The organism is Micromonospora sp. RTP1Z1 (genome assembly GCF_033804685.1).
Lineage (GTDB): Bacteria > Actinomycetota > Actinomycetes > Mycobacteriales > Micromonosporaceae > Micromonospora.
Genome location: NZ_JAPFQV010000053.1, coordinates 1 through 17808, shown reverse-complemented (window position 1 = coordinate 17808; position 17808 = coordinate 1). Strand labels below are relative to the sequence as shown.

The following is a 17808-nucleotide window of genomic DNA, read 5'->3' as shown; positions in this document are numbered from 1 at the left end:
TTCCGTTCGCGACTGCGGGGCTCGCAAACCCGGCTCACTCCTCGCGCTCACGCCGCCACCTCCGCGGGCATCTCGGCACGCCGCTGGGCGGCCTCGCGGTCAAGCCGCCGTTGCGACGGTGCGAGGGGAATCCAGGCGAACAGGACGCCGATCATCGTGCCGGCCACCATCGTGATCTTCGCAGCGTTCAGCGTCCCGAACTGGCCGGTCAGCGCGTCCACCAGGACGCCTCCGGCCAGCGCCGCGAACGGGATCACACCCCAGGTCACGGTCCGAAAAGCGGCGTGCGACACGGCCTGGTCGGAGGAGGGCACGCGGGCTTGGCGGACCGCGGCGGTGCTGACGTTGTACCAGACCATGAACACGCCGTAGAACGACAGCGTCAGGCCGAGCACGATCACGGGCGGCAGTGCCGGCGCGAGCAGGACGCCCAGGCCGACGAAGCAGTGCAGGAACACCGCCCACGGCATCATCCGGGCCGGGCCGATCAGCTCGTTGGCCCGCTGCGCCAGCAGCGCGCCGACGACGGCGGCCGCCGCGGCCACTGACATCGCCGTGCCGAAGGCGACCACCGAGAGCCCGAGCCCGCGGTAGGCGAGGATCGGCAGGACGGTGACGAAGATCGGCCCGCCGCAGTTGAGCAGCAGTGTACCGATGAGGGTGCCGCGCAGCACCCGGTCCTGCCAGTTCAACCGGATGCCCGCCATGAGCCTGGTCCACATCGGATCCTTCCGGGCGAGGGTGGCTCCGTATGGACGCATCGCCTTGATGCTGGCGGCGGAGACCAGGAAGCTGGCCGCGTCGACGAGCAGCGCCGCCAGCCCCAGCAGCGAATACAGTCCGCTGGCGATCGCCGGACCCACGACCTCCGACGAGGTCCGGCTGGTCTCCAACCGCGAGTACGCCCTGACCCGGCCCTCCACGGGTACGATCGCGGAGATCGTCGCGGTGTAGCCGATGTTGAAGAACACCGCCGTCGCGTTCGCTACGGCCACGCATACGAACAACAACGGCACGGACAGCACGCCCAGCCAGTACGCGAGCGGGATCGCCGCTATCACCGCAAACCGGATGACATCGCACCAGACCAGCGTCCGGCGCAGGTCCCACCGGTCGACGAGCACGCCGGCGACGAGACTGAGCAGCGGAATCGCGAGGTACTGGGCCATGCCGACGAGACCGACCTGGAACGCGGAGGCGTTCAGCAGCAGGATCATCACCGTCGGCACCACGAACAAGTTGATTCTGTCGCCGATGTTGCTGACGGTCTGCCCCGCCCACAGCAGGTTGAAATCGCGGCCCAGGCCCTTCTGGATCGGGCCGGCGGTAGCGACGGTCGCCGTCATGACGCCCGCCGCTGGATCAGACCGGACGTCTTGCCGGTGCGCTCATTCGGGATCAGTTCCTCGACCAGCCGTACCTCCAACGCCTCAGGATCGCGGTGGAAGGCCGTACTGGGCCCACCGAAGGCGGAGCTGAGGATGTGCTCACGCACCTTGTCGGTCACGTCGGCCGGCGCGTCGCGGGCGGGCACGACGAGGACCTCGAGCGTGCTGCCGCGCGAGGCGTACTCGGTGATGAGGAGCTGGACCTGGGACACCTCGGGCCGGGCCGCGACCGCGGCGATCACCGCATCCGCGTTGAGCAGCAGGCCACGGAACTTCACCTCGCCGTCCCGCCGGCCGAGCACACGCAGCGCCCGGTCGGGAGAGCCGCACGTGCACGGCACCCACTCGCCGGCGTCGCCGGTCTGGTACCGCAGCACCGGGTTCAGGCCGTGCGGCTTCAGCGAGGTGAAGTCCAGGAGCTGGCCCGATCCGATGTGGATCAACTGCGACGGCAGCGGGTGCCAGACGTCGGCGGCGCACTCGGGCGTGTTCGTCCCGGCCACCCACGTCTCCGTGCTGCCGTACAGGCCCCAGCGGCGCGCGCCGGGTGCGATCGCCGGCAGGTCCTCGGCCAGGCCCGGGTTCCACGCCTCGCCCAGCCACAGCACTTTGCGCAGGTCCGGCAGCTTGATGCCGAGGTCGCGGGCCCGGCCGAAGATCGGACGCAACACGCTCGGAGTGCCTCCGAACGCGGTCACCCGGCGGGTGGCGAAGAAATCCAGCCAGGCGTCGTACTCCGACCGGTTCACCGCGCCGAGGCCGATGCCCGTGCAGCCGGCCAGGTCCGCGTAGGCGGCCATCAGGTAGTGCGCGCCCCACAGCTTGCCCGCGCCCCAGCCGTTGACGAATATGTCGTCGGGGTCCAGGGCCCTCCAGTGTGCGTACACCTCATCCATGTACAGGCCGCTGGGGGCGTACCCGAGCTTGGGTTCGCCGGTGCTGCCGCCGCTCTGGAACGTCCAGGTCGCGCCGCTGTGTGCGCGAGGCTTGAGGAAGTCCAGCGCCACGTTGAGGTCGTCCTTGCGCATGACCGGTACGTGGATCAGGTCCTCGAGGCTGTCCAGCGAGACGATGTCGGCGTACCGGTCGGCGAGCGCCGGCACACGGCGGAGCTTGTCGAGCGTCTGTCGGGCCACCTGTAGCGCCAGCGGGTTGGGGGTCGCGAATGCCGCGGTCATCGAGCACCGCCGTCGAACTCGGCGTGTGCCCTCGCGTACGCCAGGAACCGGTCCTTGACGATCGCCCGCTGCGTCTGGACCACCTGGGCCGACGTCGGGTCGGGGCAGACGATCATGCCGTCGGGCTCGATCTCCGACAGCCAGAACCGCTCGCCGTCGTGCAGGAAGTCGGCGCAGTAGTACGGGACCGGTAGCTTCGCCGCGAGATACTCGGTGGCCGGGACGAGCTCGGCCGGCAGGTCGGTGAAGTGGATCTTCGCGCCCGTGCTGACCTGGGGATAGATCGCACCGTCGCCGGGGATCCGCACCATTGTCGTGTGCGGCTCACCGTCCACCATGTAGACCCGGTAGTCCACGGTACGAACACCGAGGTACGGCTGGAGGGCCAGCGTGGTGTCCCCGCCCTGGGCTAGGCTGAGCAGCCCACGGACGTCGTGCGTGTCCCGGGCGAGGTTGATGCCGCGCGACGCCATCCATCCGGCCGGCTTCACGAACGCCGGATACGGTAGCCGTCGCACGGTCGGCAGGAACTCGTCGAACAGCAGGTCACGCCCGGGTGTGATGCGCACTGTCGGCACCGGAGAGATCGGGCAGTCGGCCAGGAACAGCAGCGTGGCCAGCTTGTCGTTGAAGACCGCGGCGTACCGGGCCGGGTGCGGCAGGTAGAACCCCGCGTGCTCCAGCACCGCGTACAGCGTGAACTGGTTGAACGCGTCCGCCATCTGGTACGGCAGCGTGTACGGGGAGGTCACGAACAAGGTGTCCCACGGATCCACGCGCTCACCGTCCACGTACACCATCGGCGCGGACGGGTCGAGCGCGTCGACAGTGACCGCCTCGGGGGCGGTGCGTTCCCACGTGAGCCCGACCTCCTTGGCGACCTCTTCATAGGTCCGCCAGAACGCCGCGTTCCACTTGGCGTTGGTGCGCGTCGATTCACGGTCGGGAAACACCCAGATCATGCGTTGCAACGTGGTATCCGGCATGGCTTCACCTGCCCCAGCTGGGTCCGTCGGCTAGACGGGCCCGAGCGTGGCAATGGCGGCTACAGATTCGATGCGTATCTCATCGACGCCGGCGTCCAGCGGATTCGCAGCGGATCCGTGGCGGTCCGGGGCAGGCTCGGCCGCGGTCACTCAGTCACAACCGCGAGGTGAGGCGATGAACGCCCAGCCCAAAGCCGTGATCGTCGACGCCTACACGCCGACCCGCCGGCTCGCCCCGGAGTTTCACAAGATCGGATACGACGTCGTTCGCGTGCAGAGTACGCCCGAGCCACCAGCGGTCTACCGGACCAGCTTCGACCTCTCCCCGTACGCCGCCAACATCGTGCACGACGGGGACTTCGCAGCGACCCTGCAGGCGGTCGCCGCCCACGAGCCCGTCGCGGTGGTGGCCGGCGGCGAGGTCGGCGTCGAGTTCGCCGATCGGCTCAGCGAGGCGCTCGGCCTGGCGACGAACGGCACCGCGCTGAGCGCGGCCCGCCGCGACAAGTACGCGCAGATCGAGACGCTGCGCGCCGCGGGCCTGCGGGCGACCAGGCAGCTGCTGGTGTCCTCGGCGGAGGAGCTGACCGCATGGCATGAGGCCATCGGGGGCCGGATCGTGGTCAAGCCGATCCGCAGCGCCGCCGGCGACGGCGTCGCGTTCTGCGACACTCCGGCGCAGTCGGTCGCCGCCTACCGGTCCATCCTTGGTGCGGAGAACATCTTCTCGTTCCGCAACGACGCGGTGGTGGCGCAGGAGTACCTGGTCGGCGGCGAGTACGTGGTGAACACCGTCAGCTGCGACGGCCAGCACCACATCACCGACCTGTGGAAGTACGAGAAGATCACCGCCAACGGCATCACCGACCTCACCGTCGGCGTCCGGCTGTTGCCGCGGCACGGGGAGGTTCAGGAGGCGCTGCTGCCGTACGCACGGGACGTGCTCGACGCCCTCGGCATCTGCTACGGCGCAGCGCACATGGAGGTCAAGTTGACCCCGGACGGGCCGTGCCTGGTCGAGGTGGGCGCCCGGATGTCGGGCCTTGACCTGCCGTACTTCGCGCAGTTGGCGATCGGCGAGGGCCAGTTGGAGTGGATCGTCGACGCGTACGTGCGGCCGCAGCGTTTCGCCGAGCGCTGGAAGGACGACTACGTGGTACGCAAGCACTTCGTGAGCGCGTGGACGGTGTCGTCCGTGGACGCGCCGCTGCGCTCGTACCCGCTGCTGCCGGTGATCGAACGGCTGGAGAGCCTGTTCGACATCCGCCCAGTCGTCACGCCCGGCGGTCGGCTGCGCCGCACGATCGACGACCTGACCACGCCGCTGATCGTCAACCTGTGCCACCCGACAGAAGAGATCGTCCTACGCGACTTCGGCACCATCCGCTACGTCGACGGCCCGTCGTTCTATGAGATCGGAGACGCGTCGTGAAGCCACACGTCGTGATCATCCACCGGTGGCGGGCCCGGTACGCGTCCTATACCGATTACATTGACCATGACGAGTTCGCGGTCACCTACGTGACGACCGAGGTCGGCGAGTCCGGGGTACCGCGGACCGCGGCCGAGGTCGCCCTGGTCGGCGCGACCGATGACCTTCCCTCGGTACGGGATCGGATCCAGGTGCTCGCCGCGCGATACGGGGCGCCCGCACTGATCATCGCACTGAAGGAGGACGACCTGCTGGTCGCGGCGCAGCTGCGCGAGGAATGGGGCTGCCCCGGGCCTACGCGGCCGAACCTGATCCGCTTCCGGGACAAACTGATCATGCTTACCGCTGTCCAGGCCGCGGGCCTGGCGGTGCCGGCCTTCGCTCCTGCGCCGTCGATGGAGGCGGTGGTCGAGTTCGCAGCCGCGCACGGCTGGCCTGTCGTGGTGAAACCACGAACAGGAAGCTCGAGCGCCGGGGTGACGCTGGTGACCTCCGAACCCATCGAGCTGGACTTCGAGTCGTACGGCCCGCTGCTGGTGCAGGCGTACGACCCGCGCCAGATCTACCATGTCGACGGGTTCACCGACGGCACGGGCCTCGGCCCGTTCCGCGCGTCCCGGTACGTGAACTCGTGCCTCGGCTTCCGCCGCGGGGACGTGCTCGGGTCGGTGGAGGAGGACGATCCGGCGCTGATGGCCTCGATCGGCGCGTTCACCGAGCAGACGCTGGCGGCGCTGGCCGACGGACCGACGGTGTTCCATCTGGAGATCTTCTGCGATCGAGACACGGGCTCGTGCACCTTCCTCGAAGTGGGCGCGCGCGTCGGCGGCGCGGAGATCCCGTTCCTGTGGAACGAGGTACACGGCTACGACCTGATGGAGGCTGCGTTCCGCATGGCGCTCGGCGAGCGGCCGCGGCCGTTCAGAACACCGTTTCGCGAGGTGGCCGGCTGGCTACTCGTCCCCGCGCCCGCGGCGCGCCCGTGCCGCATCGCCCAGGTGACCCCAATGCTGGGCACCGTCCCGGGCCCATACGCCGAGGCCCTGCTACAGCCGGGTGAGGTCATTCCCGCAGCGGATGCCTACTACGAGCACGTCGGCGGACGCTTCCGCTTCCGTGGCAGCAGTTCGGCGGCGGTCGAGGAGGCGATCATCGCCACCGCACGCGGCTACCACGTGCGCGCCGAGCCGGTGTTGTAGCCGGCGCCGTTGCGGTGGGCGTCGCAGCCACTGCTGCCGTTCGCGATCTTCCGCGTCGCCCCGGTGCGGGCAAGCGCGTTGGCCGCGTTTCTGCTGACCCATCGTGGCTCCCGACGCGCGGGCCGGGGACGGCGCCCGGGGCGGGGTCACGCAGAGGAACGTCGGTGGGTCTGCTGGTCGAGGTAGGCCAGAAACGGCGAGTACGCGGCGGTGGTGGCTGCCCGATGAACGCCCTGAACGGGGTTGCGGGGATAAACGATCTTCGACACACTCCCCCGGGCGTCCCGCCGTCCTAACCTCGACAGGAGAGACCGCATGCAGCCGTCGCACCCGGAGCCGACCGCACGGCGTCCGGTCTGGATGTGGGCCGGCGCCACCGCGGGGCTCGCACTCGCCGTCACCATGTTCCTGAACAACAGTGGACCCCGTACCCCTGCCGCAGCGAGCAGACCGCCAGCGGAGACCTTCGTCGTCTCAGGCGCGGTGCTGCTCGGCGACGGCGCGTCCTTCACCAGGGACGACCACGGCGGCTGCGCCGGCACGGGCGACCACGCCGACATCAAGGACGGCGCGCCGGTGCTCATCACGACCGGCGACGGGTTCGCCGGCGGGAAGCTGACCGACGCCCGCGCGCTCATTGACGGCACCTGCCGGTTCTGGTTCTCCGTGCCGGGGGTCCCGACCGGGCAGGACACCTACCTGCTCATGGTCGCCGACCGAGATCCCCGTCAGTACATCGAGCACGAGCTCAAGAGCGCCCTGCTGGCTCTGCGCGTCGACTGAACCGTCACAGATTCAGCGGCCCGGGGTCGGTGGCGAATTCCCGCAACCGGGCACGCGGGTCGGGGACCAGCCGCCGGGCGGACAGGTCCAGCGGCCCGCCGCCCCGACGCGGTGGCGACCTGGCTGCCGTCCAGGCGGGTGAAGTCCCTGCACGATCTGGAACGTCCTGCCCTCACTCCAGCGGAACTCGCAGGACACGTCGACCTCGCCGCCGCCGCGCGGCTCCCGCACGCGGCGCGCATCGCCCGGTCAGCGGCGAGCCACACCAACTCCGGATACGGCTGGTGGGCCATGTACAACTGCGCAAGGTGGTAGACGCGCGCCAATTCGACCAGCGCCTGCCTGCGGGCCAGGCCGTCCAGCCGGCGAGCGCTGCGTTGCGCATCAGCCAGCAGCCCGGGAAGCACCGCGGCGACGGCCGTACGCTCGACGGTCGACCGGTGCCACAGCGCCCACGCCTGGTCGACCAGGCTCCGCAGCGCGTCGACGGGCGTCGGATCGTCGACCGGCACGGTACTGCGCTGCATGGCGGCGGCGACGTTGTCGATATCGGGGTGGCCGGCGCGGGTTACTGATGCCACCGGCAGGGACTGGTCGCCGGTCAGGTCCGCCAGGTCGGAGAGGTCGAGCACCTCGGCCAGGCGGAGCAGCATGGGTAGGCGGGGCGGGAGGAGGCGGCCATTCTCCAGGGCTTTGATCCACTCGGCGCTGCGGCCGAGGAGCCCACCGAGGACCGGACGAGTCTTCCCTGCGCGTTCACGGTGAGCACGAAGACGCGCACCAAAGGCCGTGGGGTCGGTCATATACGGACCCGTTCGGTGTCCGACAGCGCCGACGGCGGCGGGGTCCGCGGCAGCCACGGCCCGTGCACCGGCCCCAGCCCGCTGCGGCGGCGGTAGTGGGTCGCGCGGGAGGTCCCCGTCAACTCGCAGCCGCGTTGCACCCCTATCCCCGCCGAACCCAGGTCGGTCAACGCCGTGGTCAGGATCTGCTCGGCGGCGGATCGTTGTCCGCGCTCTCGGAGAGTTCTTCCAAGAGCGCGTGCGCTTTTCCCATGATGTCCAACGCCATCCGGGTCTTCTTCAGATCAGCCTGCAGTTTCTCGTTCTGTCGGCGCAGCTTCTCCAACTCGATCTGCTCAGCCGTCTTCCGAGCCGGCCGCCGCGATCCCGAGGATGAATCCCCGTCGCTGCCGCTGCCGGTCAGAGCCCCGGCGTCGCGGGCTCTCGCCCACTCGATCAGATGCGACGAATACAACCCTTCCCGCCGCAACACCGCCGCTTTCTCCCCATGCGGGGCATCCTCATATTCAGCAAGGATCCGCAGCTTGAACTCTGGACTGAACGCCCGCCGCGACGGCCGCGGCGCCGGATCAGACCCACCCGGCACGGGCTGGTCCGCAGAAGATGTCGACACGTACACCAGGATCTCCGATCCCGCCCTCGGTCAGCACCCCGCACTCACACGCGGTGTCTCACACCATCCTGACCAAGAGGGGAGTTCCCCATGGGGAGAGTCTTTCACCTACTGCGCGGGCAGCCCGAAGGCTGTGAGGCGGGGGCAGCGGCTCTCTCAGACGTTGAACCGGAACTGAGACCCGCCCTTCCGCGGTTGTTGGTGGAGTTGAGGGTGATGGAGCAGTGGTGTCCGGCCGCCCGGTGCACGCGGGCTCAGTACGGCTGGCCGCACACCTTCCAGGCGCCGTCCTCGTTCACCAGCGTGAATGTGTGCCGGTCGGTGAAGCCGCTGTCCAGCGTAAGGCCCATGTTCACCGTCGCCGACGTGCGGCCGTTGACGCTCGACACGTTGACGCCGTCGACTTTATGGCCGCGGATCTTCGGCTGCTTGGCGACGCCCTGGGCGAACGCGTCCCTCGTGTACCTGCCGCGCGCGTCGCTGCACAACAGCCCGTACGCCGCGTCCGCATCGCCGGCCTCCAGGTCGCTCACGAACGACTCGGCGGCCTGCCGCGCCGGATCCGTCGCGCCCTTGATCCCCTTGAACAGGAAGAAGCCGCCGATGCCGGCGCCACCGCAGCACAGCACGACGACCACGCCGACGACGATTAACACAGTTCGCAGCGTCCGCCGCTTCGGCGGTTGGGACACCTGGTTCGGGTAGGCCATAGGTAGTGACGGTAGGGGATGCGAGAAGTCCTCGATGCCACCCGAACGTCCGATACCCCGTCGAAGTGATCCGCGTCTCTGCCCTGGCAGATGAGCGCGACGATGCTGACTAGCCGGAAGCGAGGCCGACGAGACCTTGTCGTTCGGCCCCATCTCCGTCTCGCTCAGGCTCAGAGCCAGGCTCCGCCCGCCGTACTCCTTCACCGTTGCACCATCAGCTTGGGAAGTGCCTTGCATTGGCCTGAGGCCGCCAGCTTGTCTACCGGTTGACCAGCCGTGAGACTAACCGCGACGGACGGAGCGGTGAGGTTTGTGACCGCGCCGGGTGCCGCTGTTTGCCGGTGTTGACCGCTAGATCGGGCAGGTATCGGGCACGCTGGCGGTTCGCGGCTAGATCGAGGGAGACGAGATGGTCAACGGCGTGCTCGCGATCCTTGCCGGCATCGCCTGCGTGGTCTTCTGTCGTCCGCTGGCCCGACGAGTCGCCCAAGCGCCGTACACGCTCCGCGGTCGACACACGGAGCGGATCGCCCTCGCGATGTCGGTCCTCGTCAGCGCGCTCCTGATCGCGTGGGGCATTTCCTGGCTCCTGACGGCGTAACGACGGAGACGGCTGCGTGACGCAGGGGAAGCGACCCAGGACCATCCTGGCGGCCCCTCGACCGGTGTGCTCGTCGCCTTGACAACTCGCTTACAAGCTCTGTGCAGGCCGGGTGCTCGTGTCCCTTGCTGGGGTCCAGCATGCGACAGGCTGCCGTCGTCGGACCGCCTGAGCCGTCCTCGTCCAAGGCTATTGCTAATGAGAGTTACCGCTGCTGTCGGACTCGTGCTGATGGCAACCGGAGGGCGGGTGCGACCCGTCTTGTCACTATGACTCCTCGTCCACATGCCGGGGTGCTGGCTCTGCTCCTGCTCGGCGGATGTACCGCAGGTCCGGACCCTGCCGCCGCGCCGAGCAGCGATCCGTCACCGGTTCGCGGCACGTCCGAGACGACCCAGGGGCCGCAGTCCCGGACCTCCGGCGGGCCGACACCTCCATGTCCGACGAGCGTCTCCTATCCATCCGGGTCGACCGGGTTGCCAGAGGTCGAGGGCGACGGTAGTCGGGACGCCTCACTGTGGGCGCTGCTGTTCGTGGACGATAACGGGCTGCAGGCCGGCCGGGAGGAGAAGATCGTCTTCCGGATGACCGGCCGCGGCGCCCTGTCCATCCAGGCCGCCGGACCCGGCGGGACGGTCGAACCGACCTGGCTCGAGGAGCACGGGCCCGGCGGGAGCAACTGGCAACGGCCCGGTGACGAGTGGGGCACCGGCTGGATCTTCCCGGCCGCCGGGTGCTGGACCGTCACGGCCACCCGGGCGGGGGGTGCCACCGCCACCCTCACCCTCCGCGCCACCTGACCACCCGTCACGTGGCCACCCCCTCGCCGGCCACCGCGCCGCGCCCGCCTTCGGGCGGGCGGCTGGAATGAATCGCTGACCTACGCATTACGAGTCAGCTCCGGGGCGCGGTCAGCCGCGTGCCTTCTACTCGACGTGGTATCCGCGTCCGCGCTCGTCCGCTACTGCTCGCCCGCCTTGGCTGCTCGCTTGGCTGCTCGCAGTCATAGTTCGTTGCGGGACCCCAGAGGATGGTCGAGGTGGGGGGTGCCCTGCCAGTCGACCTCTCGCCGTCAGCGCCTACCGTGAGGCCGTGATCGACATGCAGGTCAGGACAGAGCAGGGGGCAATCGTCGCCCGGGGAAGCCGCGGCATCGAGTGGTCGCAAGAACTCATCGATCTCGACCGGTCGGCCTACCCCATGCTCGGCGGGCTCTGCGCCTTCCTTGACACCATGTTCAACCTTCGTCAACTGCCGTCCCTGATTGACGAGCTGGACCGCTTGCCGGATGGCTTTGCACTGGATGACGAGAGCCGAACGGAGATTCGCCGGCTCTGTGAGGTCGTCGAGATGGAATCTCACCGCTATCTGTGGTTCCTAGTACGGCAGCCGCCATTGGTGGTCTGACCTGGCGGGATGCGGTGGGGGGTGTGCGAAGTGGACGCAGCCGCCTGTCGATCATGTGCTTGTGAGGACTACAAGATCGAAGGCGGCTGCTGCTGCCAGGGTAGCGGCCAGGCGCGCGGTGCGGGCACGGGCCGAGCTGTTGGAGGAGCTGCGGTCGTGTTTCGTGCGGACGCAGACGTGGCAGCACGCGGGCAGGTACGTGTCGGCGCTGGTCAGTCGGGTGCCGAAGCGCAACGGGTGGAGCATCGCTGAGCAGGTTGGGGACGCCACGCCGGACCGCACGCAGCGGTTGTTGAACCGGGCGGTGTGGGACACGACGGCCGCGATGGGCCAGGTCCGGCGGTTCGCCGTCGCTGCTCTGGACGCGGCGGCCGCGCGTCGGCGGCGTCGGGGGTTGGTGGTCGCGGCGTTGGACGAGACGGGCCAACAGAAGCAGGGCCAGGCGACGTGTGGGGTGAAACGGCAGTACATGGGGTGCGCGGGTCGGGTCGCGAACGGCATCAACACGGTGCACCTGTCGTATGTGCGGGAGCGGACCGGGCACGCGTTGATCGGCGCCCGCCAGTGGATTCCGGCCGAACACATCACCGACCCGCAGGCCTCGGCGGGTATGGGACTGCCAGCGGAGCTGGAGTTCCGCACCAAGGGCCAGCTGGCCATAGACCTGTGTGCTGACGCGTACGCCGACGGGCTGGTGTTCGACGTCGTCTGCGGCGACGAGGTGTACGGCAACTGCACACAACTGCGGGAGTTCTTCGAGACTCACCGGCAGGCGTACGTGCTGCGGGTCGCCTCCACCTTCATGATCGAGCTGCCCTCGGGTGACAGTCTGACCTGCGCCCAGGCCGTCACCCTGCTGACCGCCGACAACCACGGGTGGGAGATCCGCTCGGCAGGGGCGGGGTCGAAGGGACAACGCTGGTACGCCTGGGCGTGGCTCGCCACCGCCTCACCCCGCCACCATCTGCTGGTCCGCCGTCACCTGCGCAGCGGTGAGCTGGCCTTTCACTACTGCCATGTGCCCGAGGGACAGATCCTGACCAAGACGAGGCTGATCCGCGCCGCCGGACTGCGCTGGCCCGTCGAGGAGTGCTTCGAGTTCAGCAAGGACCACTTCGGCTTGGACCAGTGCCAAGCCCGCCTCTACACCGCGATCGCCCGACACACCGTGCTGGTCATGGCCGCCCTCGCCGTCTGCGCGGTCACCGCCGCCCACCTCAAAGACCGCACCGACACCCAAGCCCCGCCACCGAGCACACCCGACCAGCCACCACCGCCCGACCCCGGACTCATCCCACTGACCGTGCACGAGGTCAAACGGCTACTCGCCGACGCCCTCCACCATCCGACACCTCCCGGCCACGCCACCCGCTGGCTCACCTGGCGACGCCGTCACCAAGCCCGCGCCCGCTGGTTCCACCAACGCACCCGACTGAACCGCGACTACGCCCTGGCCAGCTAGCAATTGGCGGCTGCCGTACTAGGCGACTGAAGCCTGCCCCCAGAACCGAGAGAGGATGCCCTTCGTCCTGGTCGTCGCTGCCGTTCTTGCGTGCATCACGACCACCCCCGGCCTCGCAGTCGGCCAACACCTCCCGGCCGGAGGCAGGTCGACCCCTCGCTTGCAAGTTCTGGGCAACCTTCCGACTGCGTCCACCCGCGGCCGGCCCGCCCCGTCCGGCCCTCCGGGAGCACGTGATCGTGCGCCGTCGTCCGTCATCGTTGCTACAGGCGCTGCTACACGCTGCCTCCGGCGGGCCAGCAGTACACCAACTACAGGTAGGGCGCAACGCCCGACATCGAGGCGGCCCAAGCCGCCATCAACGCGTTCCGGCACGAATACAACACCAACCGGCCGCACCAATCCCTGGACATGGCCTTCCCGGCAGACCGATTCACCGCCCGCCCCACCGATCCGCAACTGCCGCTGCGCCTGCCGCCAAGGCTGACCTCGGACGAAACCCGGCCGGATGAGCCGTCACCGGCCACGGTGCCGCAACCTCGCCCACCACACAATGACCGGCCAGCCACCGCGCCCCCGCTGCTCGTCTCGGCCAACGGCATCGACCCGCTCAACCTCGCCGTCGAGATCACCCGCACCGTTCCCGCCTCCGGCCCCCCGCCGTTTGGGGCCAACAGTTCTGGCTCGGCCCCGCCAGGGCCGGAGTCACGATCGGCCTGTGGGTCGACACCACCGTCGTTCACCTACTCCTCGGCGGGGTCCGTCTCAAGACCGTGCCCTCCCGGCTCACCCCCGACCACCTGCGTCAGCTCCTCGCCGACGGAGGCCGCCCCGCCGGACCACCCCCGGTCACCGCCAGCCCGGTAAAGCCCGGCGCCGCCATCGAGGTCGACCGTCTCGTCAGCGCCACCGGACTGGTCAGCCTCGCCGGCCGGCAACACCCCATCGGCTATCACCTCGCCGGCCGGCGCGTCACTGTCCGCCTCGACCGCGGCGTCATACACCTTTCTCGACACCGACCGGACCCTGCTGCGCAGCCTGCCCAACCCGCTGACCCCGGCTGAACAGACCCGCATCCGCGACGCCCGCCCCGCCGGACCACCACCGCCACCAGCAGCAGAACCACTACGAGTCGAACGGCCGGTCAGCAGCCGCGGCGCCCTCGTCATCGCCGGCCAGCGCATCCACGTCGAAACCAGCCACGCCGGCCGAACCGTCACCGTCGAAGACGCCGGCGCTACCTTCCGCATCCACGACCGCGACCACGTTCTCGCCGAGGTCCCCCGCACCACCACGAAGAACATCGCTAGATTCAAGGCCCGCAAGCCCGAGCCCCCACGACGGCGACTCCCCCTCGGAGATCCCCATGAATGAAACCGACCCCCCCGCTTCCCGCCTCAGCGACGAAGCGGCGACGAACGACGCTGACCCGGTCCCCCCGTCACGGCACAGACGCATCGTCGCCAGGGTTCTCGTGGCCGCCGTCCTGCTGACGCTGACGGGATTGGCAGTCCGCAGGACGCCCTTGTTGGGCTGCACTTTCCCCCCGGGCGACCAGGCCGCAGCGGTGACGGCATACCGGAAGGACCCGGCATTCTCGCTGACTCCGCCGAACGGGAGGCTGCTCAAGGAGGCGTCCAAGACCCGCGCCTGTGACCACCGGGTACCCCAGAACCGGGAAGAATCGGCAGGACCGGAGTTCGCAACCGTTTGGCGCCAATACAGCGCCGACCGCGCGTACACGGTCGACGAACTCGTCGCCCTCGTCGGGCCGGACGTCGAGGCTGCGGGCTGGCAGTACCAGGTGGGTGACGCAGGCGACGCCAACCTGCGGTACTGCAAGACGATCAACGGGAGGACCGCGCGGCTGGATGTGACCAGCCTGGCCGACGGCACCCCCGACCACCTCGCCACTTTCATCGTCTATATCGACGGCGTCCCCGACAACGCAGGCTGCTGAAGCTGCCCCTCGAGCATCCGCACCTGCCCTGCGACGTCCGAGAACTAGGCCGAACCGAACCATGATCATCTAGCCGGATGTGTAACGGATCAACTGAATGCGATCCGTAACGCATCTGTGAAGCCCGACACCGCCGGACGGGCCGGTGTCGTACCCCGCTTGATCCGTGACGGGTCGGCGTCACATGATGCGTGACACTCCGCCGAGTGCTGGTGGAGGCGACCGCGGTTTCCTGCTGGAAGCGGAGAAGCGACATGGATTTCGCACTACCGGACAATCGGGTTCTGGGTTGGGCGGATTACGGCGATCCGGCCGGGGTGCCCGTGGTGTACCTGCATGGCACGCCAGGTTCTCGGCTCAGCCGCCCGGACGACGCCGCGTTGGTGGGCGTTCGCCTGATGACCGTGGACCGGCCTGGATACGGTCGGTCGACACCTGTCCGGCGGCCAACGCTGCTCGGCGTCGCCGATGCGGTCGGTGCGCTGATGGCATCTCTGGGAATCGAGCGTTTCGGAGTGGTCGGGTTCTCCGGTGGCGCACCGTACGCTGTGGCCTGTGGTGCCCGGTTCCCGCAACGCCTTACCGGCGTCGTCGCCGCCGGTTTCACCGGCCCATACCGGGAGCTGCGGACGGTACGCGGCTGGCAGCGGCTTCAAGCGTGGACGGTTTGCAACATCCCGGGACTCGGCCGCCGCTACGTGACTCGCGCTGCCGCCTGGTACGCGGACGACCCCCTCAAAAAGCACCGAGAACTGCTTGCGACTGGCCAGGACACCTGGATGCAGCCAAATGAGGAGTCCAACCTCGAAGGCGCCCGCCAAGGCGCCGCCGGCCTGGTCAGCGACTGGCTGGCCACAGACATTCGTCCGTGGGGATTCCACCTTCGAGACGTGCCCTGCCGCGTCCTCATCTGGGCTGGTCGACACGACCCCGGCAGAGCTGTTGCCGACGCGCCACTGATCGCCACACGGATGCCCGACGCCGAGGTCCGCATCAGCGAGAACGCCGCTCACACACCGTCTCCTGCCCACTGGCGGGAAGTGCTGACGTGGGTCAAGGGTGGCTAGTGCCGTATCAGCCTACGTTCGCCCGGTCGTTGCGCGCTGTCGCACTAGGCAGCCTCGAGGACGAAGAACAGGAAGCACAGGAAGGACCCCGAGGGGGATGTCACGAGCTCGGGGAACAACTCGCGGGCACCGGATGCGGGAGGCGGTTCGCTCACGACTGCGATCCGGAAGCCGGCTGCTGTGAACTCGCTGGTTATTGCGTGCAGTGGCCGGTGCCAGTACGTCAGCACGGCGGCCTGGCCGCTGAAGGTGTACTCGTCGGACCACTCTTCGGTCGCGAAGTAGTCGCCGTCGGGCCTAACCAGCTTGTAGACCCAGGGATGGTTGACGGCCACCATGAGACGGCCGCCGGGTACAAGCACGCGCCGCAACTCGGCGAGCGGTGCCTTCCAGTCCTCGAGGTAGTGAAGGACCAGGCACGCGATGGCATCATCGAACGCGGCGTCGGGGAACGGCAGAGGATCGCCGCCCAGACCGCCCTGATGCAGGGCCGCGCCACCCTGGGTGTCAGGGTTGGGTGAGACCAGCGGTTCAGAGCAAGTAGCCCTCCCGGGGCGAGGATGGATCTTCGTTCGATGACGATTTCCAGCACTGATACGTCCGTCAAGCACGATGGGGCCATGACGACGGAGGGACCTCGATCAGACCGGCCGCGGCGGCGTTCGTTCGCTCCAGCGGAGAAGCTGCGGCTGCTCGCCGGATACGAGCAGGCCGTCGCCGAGGGCGACGGCAACGGCTAACTGCGTCGAAACGGCTTGTATTCGTCGTTGATGTGCGAGTGGCGCCGTGCCCGTGATGCCGGCCTGCTCGAGGGTAAGAAGCCGGGCCAGAGCGTCGGTAAGCCCAGCGGGGAGCAGGCCGAGATCGCCCGGCTGCGCCGCCAGTTGGAGCTGGCGAACCGCAAGATCGCCCGGACCGAGGCGGCGTTGGACATCATGGGAAAAGCACACGCGCTCTTGGCCGAGATCTCCGAGAGCGCGGACACCGACACCAAGCCGACCAAGCCCTGACCGACGCCCACGCGCAGTTGCGCGCCGCTGCGACGTCGACCCGCGCAGCGGCCAGGCTGACCGGGATCGCCCGCAGCACCGCCCACCGACGCTCCCGTCCCCCCGATGGGCACCCGCCGGCGCTGCGGCCAGCGCCGGCGAACCGACTCAGCGACGCCGAACGCGCCCACGCCCTGGCGGTGCTCGACAGTGACCGGTTCGTCGACACCACCGTGACCGAGGCGTTCGCGACGCTGCTCGACGAAGGCGTCTACCTGGCCTCGGTGGCCACCCTCTACCGGATCCTGCGCGCCAACAACCAGGTCGTCGACCGGCGCCGCCAAGCCCGACATCCCACCCGAGCACGCCCGGAGTTGACCGCCACCGCACCCGGCCAGGTGTTCACCTGGGACATCACGAAACTGCCCGGCCCGACCAAGGGCTTGTACTACGACGCCTACGTCATGATCGACATCTACTCCAGGTACGTCGTCGGCCACCACGTCGCCGCCAGAGAGAGCGCCGAGATCGCCTACGACTTCATCTCCGAGATCATCACCACCCACGGCGTCCCGCAGGTCGTGCACGCCGACCGCGGCACCTCGATGACCTCCAAACGCGTCGCGACGCTCCTAGCCGATCTGCACGTCACCCGCTCGCACTCACGGCCACGGGTCAGCAACGACAACCCCTTCTCCGAGGCCGCGTTCAAGACCGTGAAGTACCACCCCACGTTCCCCGAACGCTTCGGGTCACTGGCCGACGCCCGTGCGTTCTGCGACACGTTCTTCCAGTGGTACAACCACGAGCACCACCACGCCGGGATCGGTCTCCACACCCCCGCCGATGTTCACTACGGCCACGCCACAGCCCAGCAGGCCCTCCGCGCCCACGCCCTCGACACCGCCTGGACCGCCCACCCCGAACGCTTCTCCACCCGACCCAGACCCAAGGCGCTACACCTACCCGACACCGTCTGGATCAACCCACCCGAACCAGCAGCCGGCCAACCGCTACCCCAAGCGGCGTAACACCCACTGGTCCCACCGACCTTGACAAGTTCCGCCATCGCCGAGCCGCTGCCGGGCCAAGTCCAGCATCTTAGAGGGCATCCCGTCTAGGTGTGTATGGATGTGTCTGTTTCGGGGTGGTCATCGCGCCAGGATGGGGTCGATTCGTGGGTCAGTCGACGGCTCATGTTGTCGATCATGGCCCAGTGGATGTGGGCGC

General features: G+C 68.8%; 17 protein-coding genes and 3 pseudogenes. 11 read left to right on the top strand and 9 right to left on the bottom strand.

The genetic code is table 11. The features are described from left to right. Positions 1-47 precede the first annotated feature (47 nt). From SLP03_RS23275 to SLP03_RS23265, 3 genes are read right to left on the bottom strand one after another with little or no spacing between them, the layout of a single operon-like run. The gene (locus tag SLP03_RS23275) at positions 48-1346 is read right to left on the bottom strand and encodes an MFS transporter (protein WP_319462751.1); all 1299 of its coding nucleotides are present in this window, start codon (positions 1344-1346) and stop codon (positions 48-50) included. After that, on the bottom strand, positions 1343-2566 hold the full coding sequence (locus SLP03_RS23270; RefSeq protein ID WP_319462750.1) for an AMP-binding protein: 1224 nt from the start codon (positions 2564-2566) through the stop codon (positions 1343-1345). The genes SLP03_RS23275 and SLP03_RS23270 overlap by 4 nt, the downstream gene beginning before the upstream one ends. After that, positions 2563-3552, bottom strand: coding sequence for a hypothetical protein (locus SLP03_RS23265; RefSeq protein ID WP_319462749.1), 990 nt, complete (start codon positions 3550-3552; stop codon positions 2563-2565). The genes SLP03_RS23270 and SLP03_RS23265 overlap by 4 nt, the downstream gene beginning before the upstream one ends. A gap of 175 nt (positions 3553-3727) precedes the next feature. On the opposite strand from SLP03_RS23265, the gene SLP03_RS23260 reads away from it, so the two are divergent. The 3 genes from SLP03_RS23260 (at position 3728) to SLP03_RS23250 (ending at position 6966) form a co-directional block, all read left to right on the top strand. Then, positions 3728-4984 (top strand): ATP-grasp domain-containing protein, encoded by a 1257-nt coding sequence (locus SLP03_RS23260; protein ID WP_319462748.1) that lies wholly within the window; start codon positions 3728-3730, stop codon positions 4982-4984. An 11-nt stretch (positions 4985-4995) separates the two neighbouring features. After that, positions 4996-6183: a biotin carboxylase gene (locus SLP03_RS23255; protein WP_319462747.1), complete on the top strand. Its 1188-nt coding sequence runs from the start codon at positions 4996-4998 to the stop codon at positions 6181-6183. A gap of 315 nt (positions 6184-6498) precedes the next feature. Continuing rightward, positions 6499-6966, top strand: a complete 468-nt coding sequence (locus SLP03_RS23250) for a hypothetical protein (RefSeq protein WP_319462746.1) — start codon at positions 6499-6501, stop codon at positions 6964-6966. Positions 6967-7196: 230 nt separating this feature from the next. Here the strand turns inward: SLP03_RS23250 and SLP03_RS23245 are convergent. From SLP03_RS23245 to SLP03_RS23235, 3 genes and pseudogenes are all read right to left on the bottom strand, one after another. After that, positions 7197-7769 (bottom strand): annotated as a pseudogene (locus SLP03_RS23245) (helix-turn-helix domain-containing protein); the annotation flags it as partial. A gap of 178 nt (positions 7770-7947) precedes the next feature. After that, complete coding sequence (locus SLP03_RS31720) at positions 7948-8388, bottom strand: transposase (protein ID WP_413644714.1); 441 nt, start codon at positions 8386-8388, stop codon at positions 7948-7950. Positions 8389-8636: 248 nt separating this feature from the next. Beyond that, positions 8637-9020, bottom strand: coding sequence for a DUF4878 domain-containing protein (locus SLP03_RS23235; protein WP_319462745.1), 384 nt, complete (start codon positions 9018-9020; stop codon positions 8637-8639). A 481-nt stretch (positions 9021-9501) separates the two neighbouring features. On the opposite strand from SLP03_RS23235, the gene SLP03_RS23230 reads away from it, so the two are divergent. The 5 genes and pseudogenes from SLP03_RS23230 to SLP03_RS31715 all read left to right on the top strand — a co-directional run. Then, on the top strand, positions 9502-9693 hold the full coding sequence (locus SLP03_RS23230) for a hypothetical protein (protein ID WP_319462744.1): 192 nt from the start codon (positions 9502-9504) through the stop codon (positions 9691-9693). A gap of 476 nt (positions 9694-10169) precedes the next feature. Continuing rightward, entirely contained in the window at positions 10170-10493 is a 324-nt protein-coding gene (locus SLP03_RS23225) for a hypothetical protein (RefSeq protein ID WP_319462743.1), read from the top strand. 292 nt (positions 10494-10785) lie between these two features. Then, positions 10786-11100: a hypothetical protein gene (locus SLP03_RS23220; RefSeq protein WP_319462742.1), complete on the top strand. Its 315-nt coding sequence runs from the start codon at positions 10786-10788 to the stop codon at positions 11098-11100. Between the two features lie 118 nt (positions 11101-11218). After that, positions 11219-12562 (top strand): IS701 family transposase, encoded by a 1344-nt coding sequence (locus tag SLP03_RS23215; protein ID WP_319462741.1) that lies wholly within the window; start codon positions 11219-11221, stop codon positions 12560-12562. A 336-nt stretch (positions 12563-12898) separates the two neighbouring features. Continuing rightward, a pseudogene (locus tag SLP03_RS31715) lies at positions 12899-12973 on the top strand (integrase core domain-containing protein); the annotation flags it as partial. A gap of 332 nt (positions 12974-13305) precedes the next feature. On the opposite strand, the gene SLP03_RS23205 reads toward SLP03_RS31715, so the two are convergent. Together SLP03_RS23205 and SLP03_RS23200 are read right to left on the bottom strand one after the other, a co-directional pair. Next, positions 13306-13578, bottom strand: coding sequence for a hypothetical protein (locus SLP03_RS23205; protein WP_319462740.1), 273 nt, complete (start codon positions 13576-13578; stop codon positions 13306-13308). A gap of 109 nt (positions 13579-13687) precedes the next feature. After that, positions 13688-13930 carry a hypothetical protein gene (locus SLP03_RS23200; protein ID WP_319462739.1) on the bottom strand — a complete coding sequence of 81 codons (243 nt, stop codon included), beginning with the start codon at positions 13928-13930 and terminating at the stop codon, positions 13688-13690. Between SLP03_RS23200 and SLP03_RS23195 the strand changes: the two genes are divergently transcribed. After that, a complete protein-coding gene (locus SLP03_RS23195) occupies positions 13929-14522 on the top strand; it encodes a hypothetical protein (protein WP_319462738.1) in 594 nt (197 codons plus the stop codon). The genes SLP03_RS23200 and SLP03_RS23195 overlap by 2 nt on opposite strands. A 206-nt stretch (positions 14523-14728) precedes the next feature. Then, a complete protein-coding gene (locus SLP03_RS23190; RefSeq protein ID WP_319462737.1) occupies positions 14729-15589 on the top strand; it encodes an alpha/beta hydrolase in 861 nt (286 codons plus the stop codon). Positions 15590-15633: 44 nt separating this feature from the next. On the opposite strand, the gene SLP03_RS23185 is transcribed toward SLP03_RS23190, so the two are convergent. Beyond that, positions 15634-16200, bottom strand: a complete 567-nt coding sequence (locus SLP03_RS23185; RefSeq protein WP_319462736.1) for a class I SAM-dependent methyltransferase — start codon at positions 16198-16200, stop codon at positions 15634-15636. Here SLP03_RS23185 and SLP03_RS23180 point away from each other — a divergent pair. Next, positions 16165-17609, top strand: a pseudogene (locus SLP03_RS23180) (IS3 family transposase). The gene SLP03_RS23185 and the pseudogene SLP03_RS23180 sit on opposite strands and share 36 nt — an antisense overlap. Positions 17610-17808: the final 199 nt, after the last annotated feature.

Coding starts and splice junctions, on each gene's coding strand:
- SLP03_RS23265 (WP_319462749.1), bottom strand. CDS start 3,552: ATGCCGGATACCACGTTGCAACGCATGATCTGGGTGTTTCCCGACCGT.
- SLP03_RS23195 (WP_319462738.1), top strand. CDS start 13,929: ATGAATGAAACCGACCCCCCCGCTTCCCGCCTCAGCGACGAAGCGGCG.
- SLP03_RS23275 (WP_319462751.1), bottom strand. CDS start 1,346: ATGACGGCGACCGTCGCTACCGCCGGCCCGATCCAGAAGGGCCTGGGC.
- SLP03_RS23200 (WP_319462739.1), bottom strand. CDS start 13,930: ATGGGGATCTCCGAGGGGGAGTCGCCGTCGTGGGGGCTCGGGCTTGCG.
- SLP03_RS23270 (WP_319462750.1), bottom strand. CDS start 2,566: ATGACCGCGGCATTCGCGACCCCCAACCCGCTGGCGCTACAGGTGGCC.
- SLP03_RS23230 (WP_319462744.1), top strand. CDS start 9,502: ATGGTCAACGGCGTGCTCGCGATCCTTGCCGGCATCGCCTGCGTGGTC.
- SLP03_RS23260 (WP_319462748.1), top strand. CDS start 3,728: ATGAACGCCCAGCCCAAAGCCGTGATCGTCGACGCCTACACGCCGACC.
- SLP03_RS23250 (WP_319462746.1), top strand. CDS start 6,499: ATGCAGCCGTCGCACCCGGAGCCGACCGCACGGCGTCCGGTCTGGATG.